Raw genomic sequence first — 26,152 nt, forward strand, 5'->3', positions numbered from 1 at the left:
TCAAACCCATCCGTCACATCAGCTTGAGACCCGATTGGAAGCCCCATGACCACGATCCTGAAAAGCCTGCCCAAGGGTGAGAAAGTCGGCATCGCTTTTTCGGGCGGCCTCGACACCTCAGCGGCGCTGCTCTGGATGAAGCAGAAGGGCGCGCGCTGCTACGCCTACACCGCCAATCTCGGCCAGCCGGATGAAGCCGACTACAACGAGATCCCGCGCAAGGCGATGGAGTTCGGCGCCGAGAACGCGCGCCTGGTCGATTGCCGCACGCAGCTCGTCCACGAGGGCATCGCCGCGATCCAGTCCGGCGCCTTCCATATCTCGACCGGCGGCATCACCTATTTCAACACCACGCCGCTCGGCCGCGCCGTGACGGGCACGATGCTGGTTGCGGCCATGAAGGAGGATGGCGTCAACATCTGGGGTGACGGCTCGACCTTCAAGGGCAACGACATCGAGCGCTTCTACCGCTACGGCCTGCTCACCAATCCCGGCCTGAAGATCTACAAGCCCTGGCTCGACCAACAGTTCATCGACGAGCTCGGCGGCCGCGCGGAGATGTCGGCATTCATGACCGCGCAGGGCTTCGCCTACAAGATGAGCGCCGAGAAGGCGTATTCGACCGACAGCAATCTGCTCGGCGCCACGCACGAGGCCAAGGATCTCGAAAGCCTCGACAGTGGCATCAAGATCGTCAACCCGATCATGGGCGTGCCGTTCTGGCGCGACGATTGCGCCGTCAAGGCCGAGAAGGTCGTGGTGCGCTTCGAGGAAGGTCAGCCGACCGCGCTGAATGGCCAGACCTTCTCCGATCCGGTCGCGCTGTTCCTCGAAGCCAACGCGATCGGCGGCCGTCACGGCCTCGGCATGAGCGACCAGATCGAGAACCGCATCATCGAGGCCAAGAGCCGCGGCATCTATGAGGCGCCCGGCATGGCGCTGCTGCACATCGCCTATGAGCGCCTCGTCACCGGCATCCACAACGAGGACACGATCGAGCAGTACCGCATCAGCGGCATGCGCCTGGGGCGCCTGCTCTATCAGGGCCGCTGGTTCGATTCGCAGGCCCTGATGCTGCGCGAAACCGCGCAGCGCTGGGTCGCCCGCGCCGTCACCGGCGAGGTGACGCTGGAGCTGCGCCGCGGCAACGATTATTCGATCCTCAACACCGAGAGCCCCAACCTCACCTATGCGCCGGAGCGGCTCAGCATGGAGAAGGTCGAGGACGCCGCCTTCACGCCGGCCGACCGCATCGGCCAGCTCACCATGCGCAACCTCGACATCGCCGACACCCGCACCAAGCTCGGTCTCTATTCGAAGACCGGCCTGTTGTCGGGCACTGAAGGCTCGCAGATATTCCGGCTCGAGAGCGACAAGGGCTGACGCTCTCGCTGTCGTAGGCTGGGCAAAGCGAAAGCGTGCCCACCATCTTTCCGCGACCGAGATAGTGGTGGGCACGGCGCTCTCGCGCCTTTGCCACCCTACGATTACTGACGCCCCGTAGCCCGGATCGAGCGAAGCGAAATCCGGGGCCGCTGCCAAGCCGATGAGATTCCCGGATTGCGCTTCGATCGATCCGGGCTACGGGCTTAATGACGGTGTCATGCTCGATCGCTAGCTTCCTGTGTCCATCGGAACGGAATTGCGGAGCATCAAACATGGTCACGAGATCGGCACTCGCCTCTCTCATCGTCCTTTGCTGGACATCGTCGCTGCAGGCGCAGACGATCTATCCGATCGATCGTGCCGAGATCCTCGCTGGAGCCAAATTCGACTTCAAGGTCGAACTTCCCGGTCTGGTCGATCCCGCCAAGTTGAAGGTGACGGTGAACGGCGCGGATTATGCGGCCGCGTTCGGCCGTTCCGGGAGCTTCATCGAGCGCGAGGACGGCAAGGAGCAGTCGGCCCTGATCCTGCGCGACGTCACGCTGACCAAGCCCGGCAGCATCGTGGTCGACGTGAACGACGGCACGCGCCAGCGCAGCGTCACATGGACGGTCTACGACACCGGCGCGCGCAAGGCGAAGAACGTCATCCTGTTCATCGGCGACGGCATGTCGCCGGCGCATCGGGTCGCCGCGCGAATCCTGTCCAAGGGGATTTCGGAAGGCAAGAGCCGCGGCAAGCTCGCCATCGACGACATGCCGCATATGGCGCTGGTGGCAACCGCCGGCTCGGACTCGATCATCACGGATTCCGCCAACTCGGCGAGCGCCTATGCGACCGGGCACAAGAGCGCCGTCAATGCTCTCGGCGTCTATGCCGACCGCACCGCAAGCCCGCTCGACGATCCCAAGGTCGAAACCATCACGAGCCTTGCCAAAAGGCAGCTCGGCATGGCGATCGGTATCGTCACCAATACCGAGATCGAAGACGCGACGCCGGCGGCGATGGTCGCGCACACCCGTCGGCGCGCCGCCTATGACGACATCGTCGAGCAGTTCTTCGCGGCGAAGCCGGATGTGATGATGGGCGGCGGCAGCGCGAATTTTCTGCCGAAGTCGGCTACCGGCTCCAAGCGCAAGGACGAGACCGACTACATCGCGAAGTTTCGCGATGCCGGATATCAGGTGGCGACCACCGCGGGCGAGCTCAGCGCCGCTGCCGCAAAACAGGAGACGAGCCGGCTGCTCGGCCTGTTCGCCACCGGCAACATGGACGGTGTGCTCGACCGCAAATTCCTGAAGGGCGGCGGCGTCAGGAAATTCCCCGAGCAGCCCGATCTGACCGAGCAGGTGCAGGCGGCGCTGAAGATCCTCGCGAAGAACGAGAGCGGCTTCTTCCTGATGGTCGAATCCGGAATGATCGACAAATACGCGCATTTGCTCGACATGGAGCGCGCCGTCTACGACACGATCATGCTCGACAACGCCGTGCGTCAGACGCGCGAATGGGCGCGCGCACGCGGCGACGACACCCTCATCCTGGTGCTGGCCGATCACAATCATCCCAACAGCCTCGTCGGCACGGTGAATGACGACATGGGCACGACGCCCAACGTGCCCTTGCGCGAGCGCGTCGGAGTCTACGATCAGGCCGGATTTCCCAACTATCCCGCGCCGGATGCGGAAGGTTATCCGTCACGCGTCGACGTGAGCCGGCGGCTTGCCATCTTCTCGGCGAGCCTGCCCGACCACTACGAGACGTTCCGTCCGAAGCTCGACAATCCCAACGAGCCGACCGTCAAGGCCGGCGACGACGGCACCTACAAGGCCAACGACAAATACAAGGAGGTCCCGGGCGCGGTGCTGCGCCCCGGCAATCTGTCGGCGCTGGTCGGCGCCAGCGTGCATTCGGGCGAGGACGTCATCCTGACCGCGACCGGACCGGGCAGCGAGCGCGTGCACGGCTCGATGGACAATACCGACGTGTTCCGTGTCATGGCCGATGCGCTGGGATTGGCTGCGCGACAATGATGACGGGTCGACTGCCAATCTGGGCACAACTACATGCCTGCCGCACGCGAACGCGGCAGGGCGGCCGCCCTGGTTCGCTCACGCCCTATGAATTTACGACGAGTGAGTCGGCGTGAAGACCAGCTTCACAAAGCTGCGGAAGAGCAGGATCTGTCGCTCCAGCCGCTTCGGGTCGTTGAGCGTCTTCGACATGATGATTGCGCCGTCGACCACGCACGAGATCATCTCCGCGAGATCGTCGAGGTCCATCGGCTCGTGGGGCGGATAGACGGCGGCGATCCCGTCGAGAATTTCGCGGAAGTGCGCATTCCAGCTCCGGACCGATTGCGCGGTCAGATTGCGAACATCGCGGTCGAACAAGCGCTCCTGATAGCAGATGCTGGCGATCAGGCAGCCGGGATGGCCGTTCGGCAGATCGGCCATGACTTCGGCGAGCAGTTTCAGCGAGATCAGGAACGACTGCAGCGGGTCGTCGGAGAGCTCACGTCCGCGCCTGAAGATCTCGTCGAACAGGCGATCATTCGTATCCACGTAGCGGCGCAGCATCTCCCGTGCGAGCGCGTTCTTGTCCTTGAAGTGATAGAAGAAGCCGCTCTTGGTCAGTCCGGCCTCGGCAATGACCTCCTCGATCGAGGTGGCGCCGAAGCCCTTTGCGAGCACCGCCGCTTCCGCGATTTCGAGAATGCGCTCGCGCGTCGCTTCGCCCTTTCCCATCGATGTCTCCAGAACTGTACCGACGGTGCGGAAATTGGCCCTTGGGACCAAGCACCTCTCCGAGTGACTCGTGCAAATCTTTGATTTGTCTACGCTTGCCGGTGGAAGTTCAGCCGCACCACGGGGCTTCTAGAGCGACGCGACATTATGCGGCACCAAATGCCGCGACCGAACACGGGCATGGCGCGACCGAATGAAGAGAGCGGGCCCGTCCAAATGATGGAGCGATCAATGGCCAGATACAGGCATGGTCTGCCGCAGCGCGGCGGCGGCATTTTCCTGACCGACGGCGGCATGGAAACAACCCTTATCTTTCACCACGGGCTGGAGCTGCCCCACTTTGCGGCATTCGTGCTGCTCGACAGCGCGGATGGCCGCGCGCACTTGAGGCAGTACTACGAAGCCTATCTGCGTATCGCGCGGCAGCATGGGCTCGGCTTCGTGCTCGACAGTCCGACTTGGCGCGCCAACCCTGATTGGGGCGCCAAGCTCGGCTATGATGCGGCCAGGCTCGAGGCCATCAACATGCGCGCCATTCGCTTCCTCGACGAATTGCGCGGTGCTTGGGAGGCCCCCGGCACGCCTTGCGTCATCAACGGCGCGATCGGTCCGCGAGGCGACGGCTACAAGGCCGGCAACATGGACGCGGCGGAGGCGGAAGCCTACCACTTGGGCCAGATCGCGGCCTTTGCCGAGGCCGGCGCCGACATGGCGACTGCATTCACGCTGAACAGCATCAACGAAGCCGTGGGCGTGGTCCGTGCAGCCCAGAGACAGGACATTCCGGTCGCGATCTCTTTCACGGTCGAAACCGATGGCCGCCTCGTCCGGGGAGAGTCGCTGCGCGAGGCGATCGAGGCGGTCGACGACGCAACGGAGCGGGCTTGCGAATACTTCCTGATCAATTGCGCGCACCCAACGCACTTCGAGAGTGCACTCGCTACAGGCGAGGCTTGGGTTCAGCGAATCCACGGCATCAGAGCCAATGCATCGGTCAAGAGCCACGCCGAGCTCGATGAATCGGAGGCGTTAGACAGTGGTGATCCCGCAGATCTCGGCCGCCGCTACCATTTGCTCAGGCGCGCATTCCCCGGCATGCGCATTCTCGGCGGCTGTTGCGGCACTGATCACCGGCATGTTGCCGCGGTTTGTGAGGCATGTCTGCCGTCGGAAGCCATGACGGCGTGATAAGAAAAATGGCCGGGATTGCTCCCGGCCATTTTCTTTTTGCGAAGGTCCTACTGGCGCGGCGGAGGCGCCGCATTGGCCTGGCCGCCGTTGAGCAACGGCGTGATGCGGCGGACGGTGACGCGCCGGTTGATCAGGCTCGGCCCCTGCGTCTGCTCCTTCAGGTATTGCTCGCCATAGCCCTGCGACGTCAGGTTTTCCGCGGGCACATTGAACTGCTGCGTCAGCAATTCGGCTGCGGCCTGCGCGCGGCGGTCCGACAGCGACAGATTGTCGACCTCGTTGCCGACCGCATCGGTGTGGCCCTCGATCAGGAACACCTCCTGCGGGTTGGCCTGGAGCGCCTGGTTGATGCCGTCGGCGATCACTTGAAGCCGCGCCGCCTGGTCCGGCGGAATGGTCCACGATCCCGTCTCGAAGTTGATCGTGTTGACGTCGATGCTCGGCATCTGCATGCGAACGTTCGGGCTGTAGCGGATCTCGTCGAGCGAGTAGCGCCGATCGATCCGCTGCACCGGCGGAGCCCGCATCGTTTCGTAGATCACCTGCGGCGGCGCCTCCTGGGCGTCGACGATGTAGCGATCGTAGGGAATGCTGACCACCGGCGGCGGCACGTCGACGTAGAAGCCGCCGACCGCCCGCGGATCGCGGTAGGTGTTGTCGATGATCACGATCTCGCGTCCGCGCGGGTCCCTGCGGATACGACGGAGCAGCGAGCCGTCCGGCCCGACCACGGTGATCACCTCGCTGCCATCGGGACGGATCACGACGGTGCGGGTTTCGCCGCCGACGGTGTCGGTGCGGATGTCGCGGGCGCCGTAGCGGAAGCGATAGAGATCGTTGCCGCGGACATAGGCCTGCCCGCCCGGATCGCGGATGATGATGCGGTCCGGCTCGGTGTAGACGGTGCGGCCGCCTTCGACGACCTCGCGTCGCTGGCTATGGAGATCGGCGATGGTGGCGCCGATCACGGCGCCGGCCACCACGCCGGCACCGATCGCGAGCGGCGTCAGGTCACGCTGTTGCGGACGCGGCGGCGGCGGCAAGGGCGCTGCGACCGTCGGCGCGGCGCGGAACGCGGGTGCGACCGTCGGCGGTCTGTATCGGGTGGGGCGGTGCTGCCGCGGGCGGCGGAGCCGCGGGGCGCGCGGGTGCTGCAGGCGGCGCGGCTGCGGGCGGTCCCTTCGGCGGCTGCTTCGGTTTTCCGTCAGGGCCCGTGTCTTGCGGCTGGGCCTGCGCGACCACGAGCGGCGCGGCGTCTTGCGCATGCGATGCGGTGTTGGCCAATTGCATCGCGGTCAGAGCCGTCGTCGCAAGCAGCACGAAACGAAGGTTGGTCATGGTGGTGAACTTCCCCGGAAGGTTCTTTGTCGAAGTGTCGTGATGAACGGCTACGCGTTAGGCCGCATTGTGGCGGGCGATGCAACCGCGGCTCGATTTATTTCTGCACGCAAATCATCTCACTATGGCAACGTTCATTGCGCATTCAGAAGCTGGTTGCAATCGCCTTGCACTCGTTGGCCCTTTCACACGTGATCCCGCGGCGGAATTGCATCCGTCGCAGGATTGGGCGTGAGCGGTCCATGCGGCCCGCGCGATGGAATCTCTTCAGGCATGCGGCCCGGCAATTCGTCGGGCCGCGGCGGCGAGCCGGGCTCGCGCACCGGCGGCGTGATTTCGGGCTGCGGATTGCCGGGCGGAATTCCGGGCGGTGGCTCAGTTGGCGTACCGGGCGTCGAGGGCGGAATCTCGGGCGGTTCGATCGGCATCGGCACCATCGGGATCGTTGTGCAGAGAACAACAACGACGGCGCAGCGCCGATGTTCCGCGCCACCCGCTTCGAAGCCCGGTTTATTCCGGCGTGTGGCAGACCGCCTCGATATTGTGGCCGTCGGGATCGAGCACGAAGGCGCCGTAATAGTTCGCGTGATAATGCGGACGGATGCCGGGCGGACCGTTGTCGCGGCCGCCGGCCGCCATCGCCGTCTTGTAGAATGCATCGACCGTGGCGCGGTCCTTGGCGCGAATGGCGACATGCACGGGCTTGTTCATCGCGCCCTCGCCGCCGATTCAGAAATCGGGCTTGCCCTCGGCGCCGAAGCCCGCGGCCGCAGCGTGACCGGTCTGCTCGGCCGTGACTTCCATGATCAGGCTGTAGCCGAGCGGCGCCAGCGCCTTCACGTAGAACGCTTTGGCGCGCTCATAGTCGGAGACGGAGAAACCCAGATGGTCGATCATCGCTAACCTCCCTTGTTCGTCCCTGTCAGCGGGACAGAAACGTATTGCTTCGTGTCTTCCGCACGATCGTAAAGCCGCGCCCGACCATGTCGGCAATACAATCCTGCTGCCATTCGTTTTGTGACAGATGCTCGATCACCACCGCCCGCGGCCACAGCGATTGTGGCGCGTCGCGGAAGAAGCCGATCAGCACGCGGTCCTCGAAGCCCTCGACGTCGATCTTGAGCGAATCGACCTGCCCGACGCCGGCCTCCTCCAGAATGCGCATCAAGCGCAGCGACGGCACCTTGATCGCCTCGGCACTGGCCGTGCCGGTGACGACGTGGGTGGCGCCGAGATTGCCGCCGCCGCTCTCGATCATCAGCTCGCCGTCGCTGTCGCCCGCGGCGGCCTGGACCAGGCGAACCTGCGGCGTCTTCGATGCGGCGTGGTTGAAGGAGAGCCGTGCGAAGGTCAGCGGATGCGGCTCGATCGCCACCACTTTTCCTGATGGCCCGACCTGCCGTGCCATCACCAGTGCGAACGTGCCGACATTGGCGCCGACATCGACGAACACGCCGCCCGCGGGGGTGTGCTGGCGCAGGAAGTCGAGCTCGTCGAGATTGTAGTCCGGATTGAACAGCGCGCCGCGCTCGGTCGCGCTGCCCTGGTGATGGAGGCGGAACGAGGCGCCCTGGTATTGCACGTCGACAGGGCCGCTGCGCAGCAGGTTGACCAGCCGCGACATCCAGGGCCGGAACGCGCCGCGCTTCAGCCCGGATCGTTGAGCGAGGCGGATGATTGCGGCCTGCGCCGCATTGGGCGCGAACGCGCCGAACGGCGCGGACGAAGGGGCATTGTCGGACGTCAAGCAGCAGATCCTCGTTGCAGGCGGCGCATGCATAGCCGGTTTTGCGGGGGACTCCAACGCTCGATCACCGGTGTCGTCCCGGGGCGCGAAGCGAACCCGGGACCCATAACCCCAGGAAGGAGTGTGATGCGACACGCTCACTCCGAGTCTTCGTCAAACTTCCTTCCTGTGGGTATCGGTCCCGGATCTGCGCGCTTGGAGCGCGCTTGTCCGGGACGACGGAGAGAGCCTCACGCCGCCTTCCTTGGAGCCTTGCGCTGCCGCAAGAATCGCCCGAGCAGCCGGCGCCTGCCCTTGCGCGGAATCAGGTCGATATCGCTGACGAGCTTGGCGCCGCCCTTGCGCCGCTCCAGCACGATCTTGCGGCTGTGGAAAGCCTCCAGCTCGGCGCGGTGCGCGACGCTGACGATGGTCGCCTTGGGCAACGCGTCGGTGACCATCTTCATCATCTTGTCCTGGCTCTTCTCGTCGAGCGCGGAGGTCGCCTCATCGAGCACGACGATATCGGGGTTGTGCAGCAGCAGCCGCGCAAAGGCGAGGCGCTGCTTCTCGCCGCCCGACAAGGTCTGGTCCCATGGTCCTTCCTCCTCGATCTTTTCCTTGAGATGATCGAGGCCGACCTTGTGCAGGGCTTCGCCGATTTCGTCCAAGGTCCAGTGGTCGGCCGCGCCGGGATAGGCGACCGCCCGCCGCAACGAGCCGGAGGGCACATAGGGCCGCTGCGGCAGCATGAACAGTCGGCGGTCGGCATGGAAATTCACGCTGCCGCCGCCCCAGGGCCATAGGCCGGCGATGGCGCGCACCAGCGTGCTCTTGCCGGTGCCGGATTCGCCGGCGACCAGGAGCCGCTCGCCGGGCTCGATCACTACCTCGGTCTCGCCGACCACCGCGGTGCCGTCGTCGAGCGTGACCGAGAGATCCTTCAGCTCCAGCATGGCCTCGCTGCAGGTCTCGCCGCGCTTGATGCGGCCGAGGCCATCGCCCTGCTCGGCGCGCTCGAGGCCGTCGAGCGACATCATCAATGAGGCGATGCGGCGCGCGCAGGCGTTCCAGTCGGCGAGCCGCGGATAATTGTCGACGAGCCAGCCGAACGCGCTCTGCACGATGGTGAAGGCGGATGCGGCCTGCATCACCTGCCCCAGCGTCATGGAGCCGTCGAGGAATTTTGGCGCGCAGAGCAGAAGCGGCACGACCGGCGCAACGAGGCTCGATCCTTGCGACACCAGCGTGGTGCGCATGTGCTGGCCGGCGAGCCGCGCCCATTGCCGCAGCACGTTCGTGAAGTTGCGATCGAGGCCGTCGCGCTCCTCCTCTTCGCCGCCGAGCAGTGCGATGCTTTCGCCGTTCTCGCGTACGCGTGTCAGGGTGTAGCGGAAATCGGCCTCGGCCTGGTTCTTATCCTCCGAGACTTGCACGAAGCGCCGGCCGATCACCGTGATCGACCCGGATGCGATCGCGGCGTAGAGCATCGCGGCGATCACGAGGAAGCCGGGAATGGTCACCGACGAGCCGCCGAGCGTGACGGTGAGCGCGCCGCCGATGGTCCAGAGCACGACGATGAAGGTCGCGGCCGACAGCAGCGCGGAGGTGACGCCGGCAATGAAATCGACCGGCGCGTCGGTGGCAATGCGAAGATCCTCCGCGATCCGGTATTCCGGATTCCCGTGATCGCCGCCGACGAGGTTGAGCTGGTAGTAGCGCCCGTTCTTGAGCCACCGTGTCAGCACGCTCGCGGTCAGCCAGGCGCGCCAGCGCCGCTGGATGCCCATGCGCGCGAACACCTGCACGACTGCGAGCACGATGCTGCCGATCGCGAGCGGGAAGAACATTGCGGTGAGATGGAAGACACTCGCCGCATCGCGCTTCTCGATGGCGTCGAAGATTGCACGATTCCAGACATTGATGCCGTATTGGAAGCCGACGGTCAGCACGATCAGCAGGACGAGACCGATCGAGAACGGCCAGGCTAGGCGGTCGCCGTTGCGGCCCCAGAAACCGCGGGCGCTGATCCAGAACCGCGTCAGCAGATAATCCTTGCGGACCTGCTCGGCTTCCTCCGGTGACAGTTCGGGGTCGGGTTCGACCAGCTCGGGCGGCGGCGGTGTCACGTCGTCGCCGTTCTCGCCTTGGATATCGATGATGGGCGGCTTCTTGCCCTGTTCGCGCGTCGCGGCCGGTTTGTGCATGAGCGGACAACGCGAAGGGAACTCAGCCGGTTCCCGTGAGGTTCCGCGGGCCCCTATTCGGCGGCGCCGTCCCTGACGCGCCTGATCCGGGCTGCCCGATGCAGAACGCGCGACAATTCCTCGATCGAATAGGGCTTTTGCACGAGATCGAAGCCGGCAACGCCCTCTTGCGACAGGGCTTGGCTGTAGCCGGTGGTCAGCACGACCGGCACGCCGATGCTGCGGTCGCGGATCGCCTGCGCCAGATCGAGCCCGGTCATCCCGGGCATCACCACGTCCGAGAACACGACGTCGAAGCGGTCGGCGTCCACGACGAGCTCGGCGAGCGCATCGGTCGCGTTGTCGATCAGAGTGATGCTGTAGCCGAGCTCGGTGAGGCCGTCGGCGGCGAAATTCGCCAGCTCGATATTGTCCTCGACCACCAGGACCGACATGCCGCTGCCGGCCACCGCCGGCGCCGTGTTGGGCGCCTGGCGCTGCGGCAGTAGGTCCGGCGGCACGCGCGGTAGATAGAGCGAGAAGGTGCTGCCGCGCCCCACCTCGCTCGTGACAGTCACTTCGCCGCCGGACTGTCTGGCGAAGCCGAACACTTGGGACAGGCCAAGGCCGGTGCCGTGGCCGACCTGCTTGGTGGTGAAGAACGGCTCGAAGATGCGCCCGAGCCGCGCGGCGGGAATGCCGACACCGGTGTCGCTTACGGTTACGCGGACGAAGCCGTGGCCTGCCATGCCCGGGCCAGTCGATGCCAGCGTGTCCGGAACGGCCGTCGTGGCCTCGACCTTGAAGACGATTCGTCCCTGGCCCTGCATGGCATCGCGCGCATTGGTCGCCATGTTGATCAGCGCCGTCTCGAACTGGCTGGCATCGGCATTGACGAGGCACGGCTCCGCCGGCAGCTGCATGACGATCTCGATCGCGGGGCCCAGCAGCGTGGCGAGCATGTCGTGCAGCGACTGCACCCGCGCGCCGACGTCGAACACCTCCGGCTTGAGGGTCTGGCGCCGCGCGAAGGCGAGCAGCTGCGAGGTCAGCTTGGCCGCGCGCGCCACCGAATCGGCGATGGCCGTGATGTAGCGCTGTCGCCGCTCCTCCGTCAGCTGCGGGCGGTTCAGGAGGTCGACGGAAGCGCGGATCACCGTCAGGAGATTGTTGAAGTCGTGCGCGACGCCGCCGGTGAGCTGGCCGAGCGCTTCCAGGCGCTGGCTGTGCTTCAGCGCCTCCTCGGCCTCGCGCCGCTTTGCAGCCTCCGCCTGGAGGTGCTGGGTGCGCCGCAGAGCGAGCGCCAGCAGCAGGAACAGCAGCGCGGTGGCGGGAATGCCGAACACCAGATGCTGGCCGATGGTGGCGAGCCAGCGGGCGCGGATCGCCGAGGTCTCGAGTCCGGCGCTGACATAGATCGGATATTCGGCGACGCGCCGGTAAGCGATGCGCCGCTCGATCCCGTCCGAGGGCCAGGCGACGGTGATGAGGCCGTGCTGGGGCTGGGCCGCGATTTTCTGGCCCACCGGTCCGGTCGGATCGAGCCGAAGCTCGTGGTCGAGTCGGGGAAAATGCGTGAGCATCGCGCCGTCGGTGCGGCCCATCGCAAGGAAGCTGCCGGGATCGGACCCGATTCTGGCGTAGAAGCTCTCGAAATATTCCGGCAGCACCGAAGCCTGGATCACGCCGATGAAGCGGCCGTCGTCGGACTCGCGGCGGCGGCTGACCCCGAAGAAGCGGGCGCCCTGATAGGGCGGCCGTGGCGTCAGGGCCGTGCCGATGAACGTGCCGATGCTCTGGTCGACATGGGCATAGAAGTAATCGCGGTCGGCAAAGCTCAGGTCCGGCGGCGGCGAGACGAGGCTGTTGACCAGCGCCTTCCCGTTCGCATCGAAGATCCAGGCCGATTTGAGCTGCGGCAGCGAATCGCTCAGCCGCTTCAGCCGGCGATGCAGCGTCGGCTCCCGGGTGCGGATGACGTCGTCGGGCAGGCCGCGCACGACCTCGTTGAGCTCGGCGAGGCTGCGGTCGATGGTCTCGAAGACCTTGAGCGCGTGCTCATGGGCGACATCGACCGTCCGCTCGATCTCGCGGTCGGCGGTATCCTTGGTCGACGTGTAGGAGATCGCGGCGGCGACGGCGAACAGCGCAATCGGCAGCGCCAGGGATGCCGCCATCATCCACTGCAACAGCCTCAGCGAGTTGCGTTGCGCCCTCTGCACAGTCGCTCCGTCCCTGACGGGAGCTTAACTGAATCCCGCGTGAGGAAGGAAGCAGCTTGTGCTGGAACCGCTGGTTGTGAGCCGGAAACTTGCGCGCCCAGCGGGTCAGAGAAAATTCTGCTCGAATTGACGGCAAATGCAGGACACCCCGGCCGGTTTGGCCGGGGCGCAAAGGGGGGACTTCGCCTCAGATCTGCCGTTCGACCATCTTGAGCTTGAGCTCGGCGATGGCTTCGGCCGGGTTGAGGCCCTTCGGGCAGGCCTTGGCGCAGTTCATGATGGTGTGGCAGCGGTAGAGCCGGAACGGATCCTCGAGATTGTCGAGCCGCTCGCCAGTCGCCTCATCCCGCGAATCCGACACCCAGCGGTTGGCCTGGAGCAGCGCGGCGGGGCCGAGATAGCGCTCGCTGTTCCACCAATAGCTCGGGCAGGAGGTCGAGCAGCAGGCGCAGAGGATGCACTCGTAGAGACCGTCGAGCTTCTCGCGGTCCTCGTGGCTCTGGCGCCATTCCTTCTGCGGCGTCGGCGAGGTGGTCTTCAGCCAGGGCTCGACCGAGGCGTACTGCGCGTAGAAATTGGTGAGGTCAGGGACGAGGTCCTTCACCACCGGCTGGTGCGGCAGCGGGTTGATCTTCACCGCGCCGTCCTTCACGTCGTGCATCGACTTGGTGCAGGCCAGCGTGTTCTGGCCGTCGATGTTCATCGCGCAGGAGCCGCAGACGCCTTCGCGGCAGGAGCGGCGGAAGGTCAACGACGGGTCGATGTGGTTCTTGATCCAGATCAGGCCGTCCAGCACCATCGGACCGCAATCATTGGTGTCGACATAATAGGTGTCGACGCTCGGATTCTTGCCGTCATCCGGATTCCAGCGATAGACCTTGAACTCGCGGAGCTCGGTCGCGCCCGCAGGCTTCGGCCAGGTCTTGCCGCCTGATATCTTGGAGTTCTTCGGAAGTGCGAATTCAACCATTCGATTAAGGCCTTCGCTGTTCGATCAGTACACGCGCGACGTTTAGTAAACGCGAGCTTTGGGCGGGATGTACTGAACGTCGTTGGTCATGGTGTAGTTGTGAACCGGGCGATACTCGATCCTGACCTTGCCGGCATCGTCCAGCCAGGCCAGCGTGTGCTTCATCCAGTTCTTGTCGTCGCGCTCCGAGAAATCCTCGCGGGCATGGGCGCCGCGGCTCTCGGTGCGGTTGGCGGCCGAGTTCATCGTCACCACCGCCTGCGAGATCAGATTGTCGAATTCCAGCGTCTCGACGAGGTCCGAATTCCACACCAGCGAGCGGTCGGACACGGCGATGTCGATGATGCCGCTGTGGACCTTCGCGATCAGGTTCTGGCCTTCGCTCAGCACTTCGCCGGTGCGGAACACCGCGCAATTGTTCTGCATCACGTGCTGCATGCCTTCGCGCAGCTTTGCGGTCGGCGTGCCGCCCGAGGCATAGCGGTAATGGTCGAGACGGTCGAGCGCCATCTCGGCCGAGTTCGCCGGCAGCTCGGGCTGCTTGGCATTGGGCGTGAGCTTTTCCGCAAGGCGCAGCGCGGCGGCGCGGCCGAACACGACGAGGTCGATCAGCGAGTTGGAGCCGAGGCGGTTGGCGCCGTGCACGGAGACGCAGGCGGCTTCGCCGATCGCCATCAGGCCGGGGATCACCGCGTTGTCGTCGCCGTCCTTCTTGGTCAGCACCTCGCCGTGATAGTTCGTGGGGATGCCGCCCATGTTGTAGTGCACGGTCGGCACGATCGGGATGGGCTCGCGCGTCACGTCGACATTGGCGAAGATCTTGGCCGATTCCGAGATGCCCGGCAGGCGCTCGGCGAGCACCGCGGGATCGAGATGGTCGAGATGCAGGAAGATATGGTCCTTCTTCTTGCCGACGCCGCGCCCTTCGCGGATCTCGATGGTCATCGCGCGCGAGACCACGTCGCGCGAGGCGAGGTCCTTGGCCGACGGCGCATAGCGCTCCATGAAGCGCTCGCCCTCGGAGTTGACGAGATAGCCGCCTTCGCCGCGCGCACCCTCGGTGACGAGGCAGCCCGAGCCGTAGATGCCGGTCGGGTGGAACTGGACGAACTCCATGTCCTGCATCGGCAGGCCGGCGCGCAGCACCATGCCGCCGCCGTCGCCGGTGCAGGTGTGCGCCGAGGTGCAGGAGGCATAGGCGCGGCCGTAGCCGCCGGTCGCCAGGATCGTGGTTTGGGCGCGGAAGCGATGCAGCGTGCCGTCGTCGAGCTTGAGCGCGATGACGCCGCGGCAGGTGCCCTGATCGTCCATGATCAGGTCGATGGCGAAGAACTCGATGAAGAACTCGGCCGCGTGGCGCAGCGACTGGCCGTACATCGTGTGCAGCATGGCGTGGCCGGTGCGGTCGGCGGCGGCGCAGGTGCGCTGCGCCTGGCTCTTGCCGAACTCGGTGGTCATGCCGCCGAACGGACGCTGGTAGATCTTGCCGTCCTCGGTGCGCGAGAACGGCACGCCCCAATGCTCGAGCTCGTAGACCGCGTCGGGCGCGTTGCGCACCATGTATTCGATCGCGTCCTGGTCACCGAGCCAGTCCGACCCCTTCACGGTGTCGTACATGTGCCAGCGCCAGTCGTCCTTGTGCATGTTGCCGAGCGAAGCGGAGATGCCGCCCTGCGCCGCGACCGTGTGCGACCGGGTCGGAAACACTTTCGTAATGCAGGCGGTGCGGAGGCCCGCTTCGCTGCAGCCGACGACCGCGCGCAGGCCCGCGCCACCGGCGCCGACCACGACGACGTCATAGGTGTGGTCTTCGATCGGATAGGCTTTTCCGTTGGTGGCGGGAGCGCCGTTGCCCTTGCCATTCGTCTCAGCGGCCATGGGTTACACTCCGGAAGAAAGCTTCAGGATCGCATAGGTCGAGGCGAGCGCCACGGCGACCGAGAAGAAATTGTTGAGCATGATCGCGGTGAGCTTCAGCTTCTCGTTATGGACGTAGTCCTCGATCACCACCTGCATGCCGATCTTCATGTGCCAGGCGCTGGCGAAGATGAAGAGGAGCAGTATCACCGCAACGGGAATGGAGCTCAGGGTCTGCGCCGCGTAGACCTGGTTGCGGCCGAGCAGCATCATGATGATCACCAGCGCGGGGATCATCAGCAGCGTCATGGCAACGCCGGTGATGCGCTGGCGCCAGAAATCGGTCGTGCCGGAATGCGCGGCGCCGAGATTGCGGACGCGCCCGAGCGGCGTGCGCATCGAGGGACGCTTCGGAGAGCCGTGGGATTCGTCAAAGCTCATCGGCCGCCTCCGTTCGCATAGGCGATGATCCAGATCAGCACCGTCAGCGCGATGCCGCCGATCAGGGCGCCCCAGGTCAGCGCTTCGCGCTCATTGGCCTTGAAGCCGTAGCCGAGATCCCAGACGAAATGCCGGATGCCGCTGAGCATATGGTGCATCAGGGCCCAGGTGTAGCCGAACACGATCAGCCGGCCGATGATGCTGCCGGAGAAGGCCTGGACATGGGCATAGGCGGCCGGGCCGGAGGCCGCGGCAACCAGCCACCAGACCAGCAGCAGGGTTCCGACATAGAGGGCGATACCGGTGGCACGATGGACGATGGACAGGGCCATCGTCAGCGTCCAGCGATAGGTTTGGATGTGCGGCGAAAGCGGTCGTTCGATCCGTGCGGTCATGGGCGGCTTTTGATGTTTGTTGCGGCCCAGCATGGGGCGCGCGGGGATCGCGAGAGGTTGGCTCTATTTACGGAGTCGATTTGGACTGCGCAATCACCAAATCGCCATAAACGGAACCCGGGTTCAGCTCTATGGCCTTGATGAACCAAGGCCAATCAAGGTCTTGGTATACCAGCATATCGGTCCGCCAGCGAAAGTGTGAATATAAGTTCGCTCTTTGATCCCGAGCGTATGGCGCATTGAAATCACTATTGGAACGCCTCTAAGCCGCCTCGGGCCCTCGTGATCGCAACTCGCGAGGGGCATCGCCGAGGGTGAACCAGCCCGGCTGCCGCCCCATCGCGGTGCTCGCCGCGCGCCACGGTTCCCGCAGTGCGGGCGGATATGCGCAGCCTGCATTCCACCCCAGCCGGGTCGCGCGACGTGTCGACCGGCTGGATCGGATCGCCTACAGCTTGCCGACGCGGCCGGCTCTGAACGTGCGTATCGGGCCGGCAGGCCGGGCAGGTCTGGGGTGATTGCAGGTCTTGATATCAGGGACTTTGTCGAGCTCGCGCTGCTGCTGATCGCAACCGGCGCGCTCTCGGGATTCCTGGCCGGCGTGTTCGGCATCGGCGGCGGCGCGATTCTCGTGCCGGTGTTCTACGAATGCTTTCGCATCGCCGGCGTGCCGCTGGAGGTGCGGATGCCGCTCTGCGTCGGCACCTCGCTCGCCGTGATCATCCCCACCTCGATCCGCTCTTTCCAGGCGCATTACAAGCGCGGCGCCGTCGACATGGCGATCCTGCGGGTCTGGTGGCTGCCGATCCTGATCGGCGTCATCGCCGGCAGCGTGGTCGCGCGCTTCGCGCCGGAGCGGCTGTTCAAGATCGTGTTCGTCGCCGTCGCCTGGTCAGCCGCGGTCCGGCTGATCTTCGCCCGCGAGACCTGGAAGCTTGGCGATGATCTGCCGAAGGGCCCGTTGATGCGCGTCTACGGCTTCGGCGTCGGCATTCTCTCGACCCTGATGGGCATCGGCGGCGGCCTGTTCTCGAACCTGCTGATGACCTTCTACAGCCGTCCCATTCATCAGGCGGTCGCGACCTCCTCCGCGCTCGCGGTGCTGATCTCCATCCCCGGCGCGCTCGGCTACATCTATGCCGGCCGGCCTGCTGCCGCGAACTATCCGGCCGTCGCAGCGCTGCAAGTGCCATTCGCGCTCGGCTACGTCTCGCTGATCGGCGCCGTGCTGGTGATGCCGATGAGCCTCGTCACCGCGCCGCTGGGCGTGAGAGCCGCGCATGCGATGTCGAAGCGTACACTGGAGATGGCGTTCGGGTGTTATCTGTTGATCGTGGGGAGCCGGTTTGTGTTGAGCCTTGTGGGCGGGCAGTAGCCGCCACGACCTCCGTCATTGCGAGCGAAGCGAAGCAATCCAGTGGTAGCGTGGGTTAGCGGAGCGTAACCCACCGCTTCTGTCTCCGCAGAAAGTAAAGAGGTGGGTTACGCTCCGCTAACCCACTCTACGAACTAGTCCTTCAATCGCACCTCGCTGTGGAACCATGATCGGAGATCGCCGATGCCTTCGATGCGACCGGAATCGGAAAGTACCTTCAATCGCGCAGCAATCACTTCGCCTTCGATCGGCAATCCAAGCTCTTTGCAGCGATCCAACACATAGCTGACCATCATCGCGGTTTTCCGCCAAGTCGGCTCCATGACCGAGAAAATGATCTCGTCGAGCTGCTTTTCGGTCACCGACGCCGGGAGTTGCACCTCATCCCACGTGAGTTCGCAGATATATCTTAGCGGTTCTCGATCAGATTTCGGCGGCTCTAGATCCGGGTACTGATCGTAGATTGGCTGGAGCAGCTCGTCCTCTAAGGCGACAACGACTTCCTCAAGCCAATCTTCGAGCTCGATCCGCTCAGCCTTGCCAAGTGCCGCGATTGCCATTCGAGCCTCGTCGAGGGCCCGATAAGCATCGAGGAGATGATTGTTGATCCGGACAGCCTGCTCGCGCTTCATGCATCTCCCCGCCCTGGAGCATTTGCCCCCTCACTTCTTCGCGTAAATATCCTTGTACGTCTCGCGCAGCACGTTCTTCTGCACCTTGCCCATCGTATTACGCGGCAGCTCGTCGACTACGAACACCCGCTTCGGCATCTTGAATTTCGCGAGGCGCCCCTCGAGGCCCTTCAGCACGGCTGCTTCATCGATGCTCGCGCCGGGCTGGCGCACCAGCACCGCGGTGACGCCCTCGCCGAAATCGGCATGCGGCACGCCGATCACGGCGGACTCCACTACGCCGGGCATGGCATCGATCTCGCTCTCGATTTCCTTCGGGTACACGTTGAAGCCGCCCGAGATCACGAGATCCTTGCCGCGGCCGAGGATGTGCACGTAACCCTTCGCATCGATCTTGCCGAGGTCGCCGGTGATGAAGAAGCCATCAGGCCGGAACTCGGCCTTGGTCTTCTCCGGCATGCGCCAATAGCCCTTGAAGACGTTCGGCCCCTTCACCTCGATCATGCCGATTTCGTCGCGCGGCAGCTCTTTCCCCGTCTCGGGATCAGTGACGCGCACAGAGACGCCCGGCAGCGGGAAGCCGACCGCGCCGGGCACGCGCTCGCCCTCATAGGGATTCGACGTGTTCATGTTGGTTTCGGTCATGCCGTAGCGCTCGAGCACGGCATGTCCGGTGCGCGCCGACCATTCGCGATGGGTCTCGGCCAAGAGCGGCGCCGAGCCCGAGATGAACAGCCGCATGTGCTTGGTCGTCCCATGCGACAGCGCGGGGTTCTGCAGCAGGCGGGTGTAGAAGGTCGGCACACCCATCAGCACCGTCGCGCGTGCCATCAACTTGATGATCAGGTCCGGATCGAGCTTCGGCAGGAAGATCATCGAGGCGCGCGCGAACAGCGTCACGTTGGTCGCCACGAACAGGCCGTGGGTGTGGTAGATCGGCAGCGCGTGGATCAGGACGTCCTTGTCGGTGAAGCGCCAATAGTCGACGAGCGAAAGCGAGTTGGACGCCAGATTGTCATGGGTCAGCATGGCGCCCTTGGAGCGGCCGGTGGTGCCCGAGGTGTAGAGGATCGCGGCGAGATCGTCGTTTTCACGCGGCACTGTCGTGAACTCGCGGCTCGCTCTGTCGGCGGCCTCCGTCAGCGAGCCCTTGCCGTCAGCCCCGAGCGTCTCGACCTTCGCGTTCACCTTGGCGGCGATCGGGGCGAGCCCTTCCGCCTTGGCGGGATCGCAGACCACGAGCGACGGCTCGGCATCGCCGATGAAGTAGTCGAGCTCGTTGAGCGTATAGGCCGTGTTCAGCGGCAGATAGACCGCGCCGGCGCGCACCGTGCCGAGATAGAGCACGATGTTGGCGACCGACTTCTCCACCTGCACCGCGACGCGGTCGCCGGGCTTCACGCCACGGGCGACCAGCACGTTCGCCATCTGGCCCGCGCGCGCGATCAGATCGCCATAGCTGATATGGGCGCCGTCATGCGTCTCGATCGCGAGCCGCTTGGGATCGGCGAGGCCCTCGAACAGGCGGGAAAACAGGTTGGCGTTGGCAGCTTGGTTCATGCAACATTCCTCGCCGGCACAGGCCGGTCAAAACCGAGGGCTGGATTAGCAAAAACCGCCCCGATGAAGCAACGGAGACAGTTTGCATGTCAAAAAGCGGGAAACGCGTGGCCTGGGTCACGGGCGGTGGCAGCGGGATCGGGGAGGCCGGCGCCGAGGCGCTAGCTGCCGACGGCTGGATCGTTGTGGTCTCGGGCCGGCGCAAAGACGCCCTGGAGACCGTGGTAGCGAAGATCACTGGGGAAGGTGGGGCGGCCGAGGCCCTTGTGCTCGATGTGTCCAACGCGGCCGCAGCCCAGAAGGCAGCCGACCAGATCGTCGCAAGGCACGGCCGCATCGACCTGCTCGTCAACAATGCCGGCATCAATGTTCCCAAGCGCAGCTGGAAGGACATGGAGCTGGAGGGCTGGGACAGACTGGTCCAGGTCAATCTCAACGGCGTGCTCTATTGCATGCGCGCGGTGCTGCCGACGATGCGCAAGCAGCAAGACGGCGCCATCATCAACGTCTCGTCCTGGGCCGGCCGCCACGTCTCGAAAATGCCGGGCCCGGCTTACACCACCACCAAGCATGCGGTGCTGGCGCTGACCCATTCCTTCAACATGGACGAATGCGTCAACGGCCTGCGCGCCTGCTGCCTGATGCCGGGCGAGGTGGCGACGCCGATCCTGAAGCTGCGTCCGGTGGTGCCGAGCGAAGCGGAGCAGGCGAAGATGCTGCAATCGGAAGACCTCGGCCGCACCATCGCCTTCATCGCGGGCATGCCGGCCAGAGTCTGCATCAACGAAGTGCTGATCAGCCCGACGCATAATCGCGGATTCATCCAGACCCCGAACAACAGGGATTGAGGCGAGGCGGAGCCGCAAACTCGTCATTGCGAGCGAAGCGAAGCAATCCAGAAATGTGCCCGCGGAGACAGTCTGGATTGCTTCGTCGCAAGGGCTCCTCGCAATGACGGCGGATGGGCCCCCACGAACATCCCCGCCGATAGTTTCACCCATCACAAAGAATTTTTCCTCGAAACCGCACCACAAACCCTCCCGTAGTTCGGTCCAACGACGGCACTGCTGCATCACCCCTCGACTGTCGCAGGCGCCGTTGTTGCCCCAACTCAACGCCGGCCATCGCCGGTCTCAATTCAATCGGGAGACTTTCTCATGTCGAAGCGCATTGCCTATCTCGCTGCCGCCGCCTTCAGCGCCCTGGCCATCACCGCGACCGTCGTCGCGCCCGCAAGCGCCGAGGAAAAGACCGTCATGGTCGGCGGCGCCGCGATGTTCCCCTCGAAGAACATCGTCCAGAACGCGGTCAACTCCAAGGACCACACCACGCTGGTGGCGGCGGTGAAGGCCGCGGGCCTCGTGCCGACGCTGGAAGGCAAGGGCCCGTTCACCGTGTTCGCGCCGACCAACGCCGCCTTCGGCAAGCTGCCGGCCGGCACCGTCGACAGCCTCGTCAAGCCCGAGAACAAGGCGACGCTGACCAAGATCCTCACCTACCATGTCGTGCCCGGCAAGCTCGAAGCCTCCGACCTCACCGACGGCAAGAAGCTGAAGACCGCCGAAGGCGAGGAGCTGACGGTCAAGAAGATGGACGGCAAGGTCTGGATCGTCGACGCCAAGGGTGGCACCTCCATGGTGACGATCTCCAACGTCAACCAGTCCAACGGCGTGATCCATGTGGTCGATACCGTGCTGATGCCGGCCTCGTAACACCGCGCGATCCTGTTTCATCCCCGAACAGGATGGTCTCAGACCGCGAGCCGGGGATACCCGGCTCGCTTTTTTGTGACCACAATAGCCTGACCGCATCGATTCGATGGCGGGCGGGATGTAACGAAAGCCGAAACACCGGCGTATAATCGCTGTCAGACGACCTCAGAATGGAACCCGCCATGGCGAGCCTCACAGTCACCGACGAGCAGGTCACGGCTATCAAGTCCAAAGTGATCCAGCCGGCCTGGGTGCGGGTCATGCACTGGGTCAACGCTTTCGCCATGATCCTGATGATCCTGTCGGGCTGGCAGATCTACAACGCCTCGCCGCTGTTCGACTTCCGCTTTCCGCGCGAGTACACGCTCGGCGGCTGGCTCGGTGGCGGCCTGCTCTGGCACTTTGCGGCGATGTGGCTCTTGATGATCAACGGCCTCGCCTATCTCATCACCGGCTTCGCCACCGGCCGCTTCCGCAAAAAACTGCTGCCGATCACGCCGGCGGGCGTGCTCCATGACGTCAGGGCGGCGCTGACCTTCAAGCTCGGCCATGACGATCTCGCCGTCTACAATTACGTGCAGCGGCTGCTCTATGCCGGCATCATCGTGGTCGGCGTGCTGATCGTGCTCTCAGGCCTCGGCATGTGGAAGCCGGTGCAGCTCTACTATCTCGTGATGTTGTTCGGCGACTATCCGACCGCGCGCTACGTGCATTTCTTCTGCATGGCCGCAATTTGTGCCTTCCTCGTCATTCACGTCCTGCTCGCGCTGCTGGTGCCGAAGAGCCTGCGTGCGATGATCATTGGCCGCTGATAAGGAGACCCGTCATGGCCAAGCGTCCGTTTCTGATCCCCGGCGTCGACAAACGATTGCTGATCAAGGACTCCATGAAGACCATGCCCGACGTCACCCGCCGCCGCTTCATCGCCGGCGGCGCCAGCCTGGGCGCGCTGACGCTGCTCACCGGCTGCGACGTCGTCGACTCGTCCTCGGCCGAGGAGATGCTGAAGAGCGTCTCGAAGTTCAACGACGCGGTGCAGGCCTTCATCTTCAATCCCGACGCGCTGGCGCCGACCTTCCCCGAAAGCGCGATAACAAAGCCGTTCCCGTTCAACGCCTATTACGATCTCGACGACGCGCCCGAGGTCTCGGCCGCGGACTGGAAGCTCGAGGTGCGCGGCCTCGTCGACAACAAGAAGTCCTGGACGCTGGAGGAGCTCTACAAGCTCCCGCAGGTGACGCAGATCACGCGACACATCTGTGTGGAGGGCTGGAGCGCGATCGGCAGCTGGACCGGCACGCCCTTGCGCGATTTCCTGAAACTGATCGGCGCCGACACGCGCGCGAAATATGTCTGGTTCCAGTGCGCCGACAAGGACGGCTACAACTCGCCGCTGGACATGCGCAGCGCGCTGCATCCGCAGACGCAGATGACGTTCAAATACGCAAACGAGATCCTGCCGCGCGCCTACGGCTTCCCGATGAAGATCCGCGTGCCGACCAAGCTCGGCTTCAAGAACCCGAAATACGTGGTCTCGATGGAAGTCACCAACGACTACAAGGGCGGCTATTGGGAAGACCAGGGGTATAATTCGTTCAGTGGGAGTTGAGGCGAACTCCACTGCCGTAGGGCGGGTTAGCGAAGCGTAATCCGCCATGCGTCCGCGCTTGCCGAACGAAGTTGGTGGATTACGCTTCGCTAATCGACCCTACGGCACCGTCTATTTGGCTGGGCCCACCTTGCGCTGGCACAACGCCGCTACCGCGCCCAGCGCCAGCAGCGCCGCCGACACATTCAGCGCGTAGCTCAAGCTCCCCAGCGCATCGGTGATCGCGCCGACCACGATCGGCCCGAGCGTCTGGCCGACGCCGAACGAGATCGTCATCGCCGCGATCGCGGTCGGCCACACAGGCGGCGGATAGTTGAAGCGGACGAAGGCGGTGGTCGAGCCGACCACGGCGAAGAAGGCGACGCCGAATACAACCGCGGAGACCGCGAGCCAGGCCGGCGAATGCCCGAGCATCGGCAGGGCTGCGCCCAGCGCGTTGGTGCCGAGGATGATGGCGGTGGCAAGTCCGCCGCGATCGAGCGCCAGCACGGCGCGCCAGGCCCAGGGCGTCACGAAGGCGGACAGGCCGATCAGGCTCCAGAACGCCGCCTGCGCCGCGGCTCCGCCGCCGCCGTCGCGCACATAGGCGATCATGAAGGTCATGTAGGCGATGTAGCCCGCGCCGAACAAGAAATAGCCGGCGAGATAAATCAGCACCGGCAGGATCGCGAACGAGGTGTGGCTGCCTTCCGAGAAGCGCGCGCCGCTCTCGATGCGGATCAGGAACAGCGGCACGGTCATCGCGACCGACAGCACCGTCAGCGCCCACCAGACGATCCACCACGAGCCCGGCCCGAAATATTGCAGCGTGAACGGAGCGATCAGCCCCGAGGACAGAATGCCGATGCCGGGCCCGGCATAGAACAGGCTCAGCAGGAAATTGGCCCGCTCCGGACGCGACTGGGCGATGGTGGCGGCAAGCGCGCCACCGGCGACGAAGCCGGCCGCCGCGCCCAGGCCCAGCACGAGGCGCGCCAGGCTCAGCGCCACGAAATTGCCGGTCATGGCGCAAGTCCCAAGCGCGGCGACGCAGGCGAGGGTTCCGCCGCGGATCGCGGCGGCCCAGCCGACGCGCTGGATCAGGCGGGACGCCACCAGCGCGCCGACGAGATAGCCGACGGCGTTGATCGTGTTCATGAAACCGGCCGCCGAGTAGGACCAGCCGAGGTCCTCCCGCATGTCCGGCAGCACCAGCGCATAGGCAAAGCGGCCGATGCCGAGCCCGACCGTCGCGGCCAGCGACAGGGTCAGGATCAGCCGCGCGGGGTGTGCGTCGGGCAGGGGGCGATCAGGTGCGTGCAAGGGGTACTCCGGCCTGCCCAGTGTGGCAGGCCCCGCCCGCCTTGCACAGCCGCACCCCGGCAATGGTGTCTTGCCAAGCGTGCAACGCCGCTCTAGCACTCCGGCCGACCTGTCATTCCGGGGCGCACGCGAAGCGGGCGAGCCCGGAATCCATAACCCGGCTGGTGGTTATGGATTCCGGGCCCGCGCATCCAAGTCGGCTGTTGCCGACTTGGACAACCAAGATGCCGAACTCGGGTAAACCCGAGGTCGGCGGCGCGTCCCGGAATGACGAGAGAGGATCAAGAAGGAAACGACCATGGCGACCCACAAACTGCTGCTGCTCCCCGGCGACGGTATCGGCCCCGAGGTGATGGGCGAGGTGAAGCGGCTGATCGACTGGCTCAATGCGGCCGGGATCGCCAAGTTCGAGACCGACACCGGCCTCGTCGGCGGCTCCGCCTATGACGCGCACAAGGTCTCGATCTCCGAGGGCGACATGGCCAAGGCCAAGGACGCCGACGCTGTGATTTTTGGTGCGGTCGGCGGCCCGAAGTGGGATGCCGTGCCTTACGAGGTTCGCCCCGAAGCCGGCCTGCTCCGCCTGCGCAAGGATCTGGCGCTGTTCGCCAACCTCCGCCCGGCCGTGTGCTATCCGGCACTGGCGGATGCCTCCAGCCTGAAGCGCGATGCGATCGAGGGCCTCGACATCGTCATCGTGCGCGAACTCACCGGCGGCGTCTATTTCGGCGAGCCGAAGACCATCACCGATCTCGGCAACGGCCAGAAGCGCGCCATCGATACCCAGGTCTACGACACCTATGAGATCGAGCGCATCGGCCGCGTCGCCTTCGAACTTGCCCGGAAGCGCAAGAACAAGGTGACGTCGATGGAGAAGCGCAACGTCATGAAGTCGGGCGTGCTCTGGAACGAGGTCATGACGGCGGTCCACAAGCGCGAATACCCCGACGTCACGCTCGAGCACCAGCTCGCCGACTCCGGCGGCATGATGCTGGTGAAGTGGCCGAAGCAGTTCGACGTCATCGTCACCGACAATCTGTTCGGCGACATGCTGTCCGACATCGCGGCGATGCTCACCGGCTCGCTTGGCATGCTGCCCTCGGCCTCGCTCGGCGAGGTCGACGTCAAGACCAAGAAGCGCAAGGCGCTGTACGAGCCCGTGCACGGCTCGGCGCCAGACATCGCCGGCAAGGGCCTCGCCAATCCCATTGCGATGATCTCGTCCTTCGGCATGGCGCTGCGCTATTCCTTCGACATGGGCGATCTCGCCGACAAGGTCGACCAGGCCATCGCCGCCGTGCTGGCCAGCGGCCTGCGCACCGCCGACATCAAGTCGGAAGGCACCACGTCCGCCTCGACCACGCAGATGGGCGAAGCGATCCTGAAGGAATTGCAGAAGCTGCACGCGTAAGCGGCAAGCACAGAAACGTAGCAATCGTAGGGTGGGCAAAGCGTAGCGTGCCCACCAGTCGATCGCGATTAGTTAGAGAGAGATGGTGGGCACGG

23 protein-coding genes and 1 pseudogene are annotated in these 26,152 nt (G+C 64.9%); 9 read left to right on the forward strand and 15 right to left on the reverse strand.

Features of this window, described 5'->3' with window-relative positions; all coding sequences use genetic code 11:
• Positions 1-45 precede the first annotated feature (45 nt).
• Together argG and DCG74_RS05495 are read left to right on the forward strand one after the other, a co-directional pair.
• Complete coding sequence (gene argG, locus DCG74_RS05490) at positions 46-1,383, forward strand: argininosuccinate synthase (protein WP_172789500.1); 1,338 nt, start codon at positions 46-48, stop codon at positions 1,381-1,383.
• A 275-nt stretch (positions 1,384-1,658) separates the two neighbouring features.
• A complete protein-coding gene (locus DCG74_RS05495; protein WP_172789499.1) occupies positions 1,659-3,416 on the forward strand; it encodes an alkaline phosphatase in 1,758 nt (585 codons plus the stop codon).
• A gap of 93 nt (positions 3,417-3,509) precedes the next feature.
• Here the strand turns inward: DCG74_RS05495 and DCG74_RS05500 are convergent, their stop codons facing one another.
• Positions 3,510-4,130: a TetR/AcrR family transcriptional regulator gene (locus tag DCG74_RS05500; protein WP_172789498.1), complete on the reverse strand. Its 621-nt coding sequence runs from the start codon at positions 4,128-4,130 to the stop codon at positions 3,510-3,512.
• Between the two features lie 231 nt (positions 4,131-4,361).
• Between DCG74_RS05500 and DCG74_RS05505 the strand changes: the two genes are divergently transcribed.
• Positions 4,362-5,318: a homocysteine S-methyltransferase family protein gene (locus tag DCG74_RS05505; RefSeq protein ID WP_172789497.1), complete on the forward strand. Its 957-nt coding sequence runs from the start codon at positions 4,362-4,364 to the stop codon at positions 5,316-5,318.
• A 50-nt stretch (positions 5,319-5,368) separates the two neighbouring features.
• Here the strand turns inward: DCG74_RS05505 and DCG74_RS05510 are convergent, their stop codons facing one another.
• The 11 genes and pseudogenes from DCG74_RS05510 to sdhC form a co-directional block, all read right to left on the reverse strand.
• The gene (locus DCG74_RS05510; protein WP_306558281.1) at positions 5,369-6,304 is read right to left on the reverse strand and encodes an OmpA family protein; all 936 of its coding nucleotides are present in this window, start codon (positions 6,302-6,304) and stop codon (positions 5,369-5,371) included.
• 28 nt (positions 6,305-6,332) lie between these two features.
• Positions 6,333-6,659, reverse strand: a complete 327-nt coding sequence (locus DCG74_RS38825) for a hypothetical protein (protein WP_306558204.1) — start codon at positions 6,657-6,659, stop codon at positions 6,333-6,335.
• Between the two features lie 185 nt (positions 6,660-6,844).
• Positions 6,845-7,087: a hypothetical protein gene (locus DCG74_RS05515; RefSeq protein ID WP_172788008.1), complete on the reverse strand. Its 243-nt coding sequence runs from the start codon at positions 7,085-7,087 to the stop codon at positions 6,845-6,847.
• 82 nt (positions 7,088-7,169) lie between these two features.
• Positions 7,170-7,556 (reverse strand): annotated as a pseudogene (locus DCG74_RS05520) (VOC family protein).
• 25 nt (positions 7,557-7,581) lie between these two features.
• Positions 7,582-8,406 (reverse strand): FkbM family methyltransferase, encoded by an 825-nt coding sequence (locus DCG74_RS05525; protein WP_172788007.1) that lies wholly within the window; start codon positions 8,404-8,406, stop codon positions 7,582-7,584.
• A gap of 230 nt (positions 8,407-8,636) precedes the next feature.
• The gene (locus DCG74_RS05530) at positions 8,637-10,592 is read right to left on the reverse strand and encodes an ABC transporter ATP-binding protein/permease (protein WP_172788006.1); all 1,956 of its coding nucleotides are present in this window, start codon (positions 10,590-10,592) and stop codon (positions 8,637-8,639) included.
• 53 nt (positions 10,593-10,645) lie between these two features.
• Positions 10,646-12,793, reverse strand: a complete 2,148-nt coding sequence (locus DCG74_RS05535; protein ID WP_172788005.1) for a hybrid sensor histidine kinase/response regulator — start codon at positions 12,791-12,793, stop codon at positions 10,646-10,648.
• Positions 12,794-12,980: 187 nt separating this feature from the next.
• Positions 12,981-13,763 (reverse strand): succinate dehydrogenase iron-sulfur subunit, encoded by a 783-nt coding sequence (locus DCG74_RS05540; RefSeq protein ID WP_172788004.1) that lies wholly within the window; start codon positions 13,761-13,763, stop codon positions 12,981-12,983.
• A gap of 42 nt (positions 13,764-13,805) precedes the next feature.
• On the reverse strand, positions 13,806-15,641 hold the full coding sequence (sdhA, locus tag DCG74_RS05545; protein ID WP_172788003.1) for a succinate dehydrogenase flavoprotein subunit: 1,836 nt from the start codon (positions 15,639-15,641) through the stop codon (positions 13,806-13,808).
• 3 nt (positions 15,642-15,644) lie between these two features.
• Positions 15,645-16,061, reverse strand: coding sequence for a succinate dehydrogenase, hydrophobic membrane anchor protein (sdhD, locus tag DCG74_RS05550; RefSeq protein ID WP_246504571.1), 417 nt, complete (start codon positions 16,059-16,061; stop codon positions 15,645-15,647).
• Entirely contained in the window at positions 16,058-16,456 is a 399-nt protein-coding gene (gene sdhC, locus DCG74_RS05555; RefSeq protein WP_172788002.1) for a succinate dehydrogenase, cytochrome b556 subunit, read from the reverse strand. Before sdhC ends, sdhD begins: the two co-directional genes overlap by 4 nt.
• A 514-nt stretch (positions 16,457-16,970) precedes the next feature.
• Between sdhC and DCG74_RS05560 the strand changes: the two genes are divergently transcribed.
• Positions 16,971-17,831, forward strand: coding sequence for a sulfite exporter TauE/SafE family protein (locus tag DCG74_RS05560; protein WP_172788001.1), 861 nt, complete (start codon positions 16,971-16,973; stop codon positions 17,829-17,831).
• Positions 17,832-17,965: 134 nt separating this feature from the next.
• On the opposite strand, the gene DCG74_RS05565 is transcribed toward DCG74_RS05560, so the two are convergent.
• Both DCG74_RS05565 and DCG74_RS05570 read right to left on the reverse strand, forming a co-directional pair.
• Positions 17,966-18,463, reverse strand: a complete 498-nt coding sequence (locus tag DCG74_RS05565) for a DUF3658 domain-containing protein (protein ID WP_172788000.1) — start codon at positions 18,461-18,463, stop codon at positions 17,966-17,968.
• Between the two features lie 30 nt (positions 18,464-18,493).
• The gene (locus DCG74_RS05570) at positions 18,494-20,023 is read right to left on the reverse strand and encodes a malonyl-CoA synthase (protein WP_172787999.1); all 1,530 of its coding nucleotides are present in this window, start codon (positions 20,021-20,023) and stop codon (positions 18,494-18,496) included.
• 86 nt (positions 20,024-20,109) lie between these two features.
• Between DCG74_RS05570 and DCG74_RS05575 the strand changes: the two genes are divergently transcribed.
• The 4 genes from DCG74_RS05575 (at position 20,110) to DCG74_RS05590 (ending at position 23,344) form a co-directional block, all read left to right on the forward strand.
• Complete coding sequence (locus tag DCG74_RS05575) at positions 20,110-20,871, forward strand: SDR family oxidoreductase (protein WP_172787998.1); 762 nt, start codon at positions 20,110-20,112, stop codon at positions 20,869-20,871.
• Between the two features lie 309 nt (positions 20,872-21,180).
• On the forward strand, positions 21,181-21,735 hold the full coding sequence (locus tag DCG74_RS05580; protein ID WP_172787997.1) for a fasciclin domain-containing protein: 555 nt from the start codon (positions 21,181-21,183) through the stop codon (positions 21,733-21,735).
• 182 nt (positions 21,736-21,917) lie between these two features.
• Positions 21,918-22,547, forward strand: a complete 630-nt coding sequence (locus DCG74_RS05585) for a cytochrome b/b6 domain-containing protein (RefSeq protein WP_172787996.1) — start codon at positions 21,918-21,920, stop codon at positions 22,545-22,547.
• 14 nt (positions 22,548-22,561) lie between these two features.
• Positions 22,562-23,344 carry a molybdopterin-binding protein gene (locus tag DCG74_RS05590; RefSeq protein WP_172787995.1) on the forward strand — a complete coding sequence of 261 codons (783 nt, stop codon included), beginning with the start codon at positions 22,562-22,564 and terminating at the stop codon, positions 23,342-23,344.
• Between the two features lie 111 nt (positions 23,345-23,455).
• Here DCG74_RS05590 and DCG74_RS05595 read toward each other — a convergent pair whose 3' ends face one another.
• Positions 23,456-24,646, reverse strand: coding sequence for a YbfB/YjiJ family MFS transporter (locus tag DCG74_RS05595; RefSeq protein WP_172787994.1), 1,191 nt, complete (start codon positions 24,644-24,646; stop codon positions 23,456-23,458).
• A 298-nt stretch (positions 24,647-24,944) separates the two neighbouring features.
• On the opposite strand from DCG74_RS05595, the gene leuB reads away from it, so the two are divergent.
• A complete protein-coding gene (leuB, locus tag DCG74_RS05600) occupies positions 24,945-26,057 on the forward strand; it encodes a 3-isopropylmalate dehydrogenase (protein ID WP_172787993.1) in 1,113 nt (370 codons plus the stop codon).
• Positions 26,058-26,152: the final 95 nt, after the last annotated feature.

Source organism: Bradyrhizobium sp. WBAH42 (genome assembly GCF_024585265.1).
GTDB lineage: Bacteria > Pseudomonadota > Alphaproteobacteria > Rhizobiales > Xanthobacteraceae > Bradyrhizobium.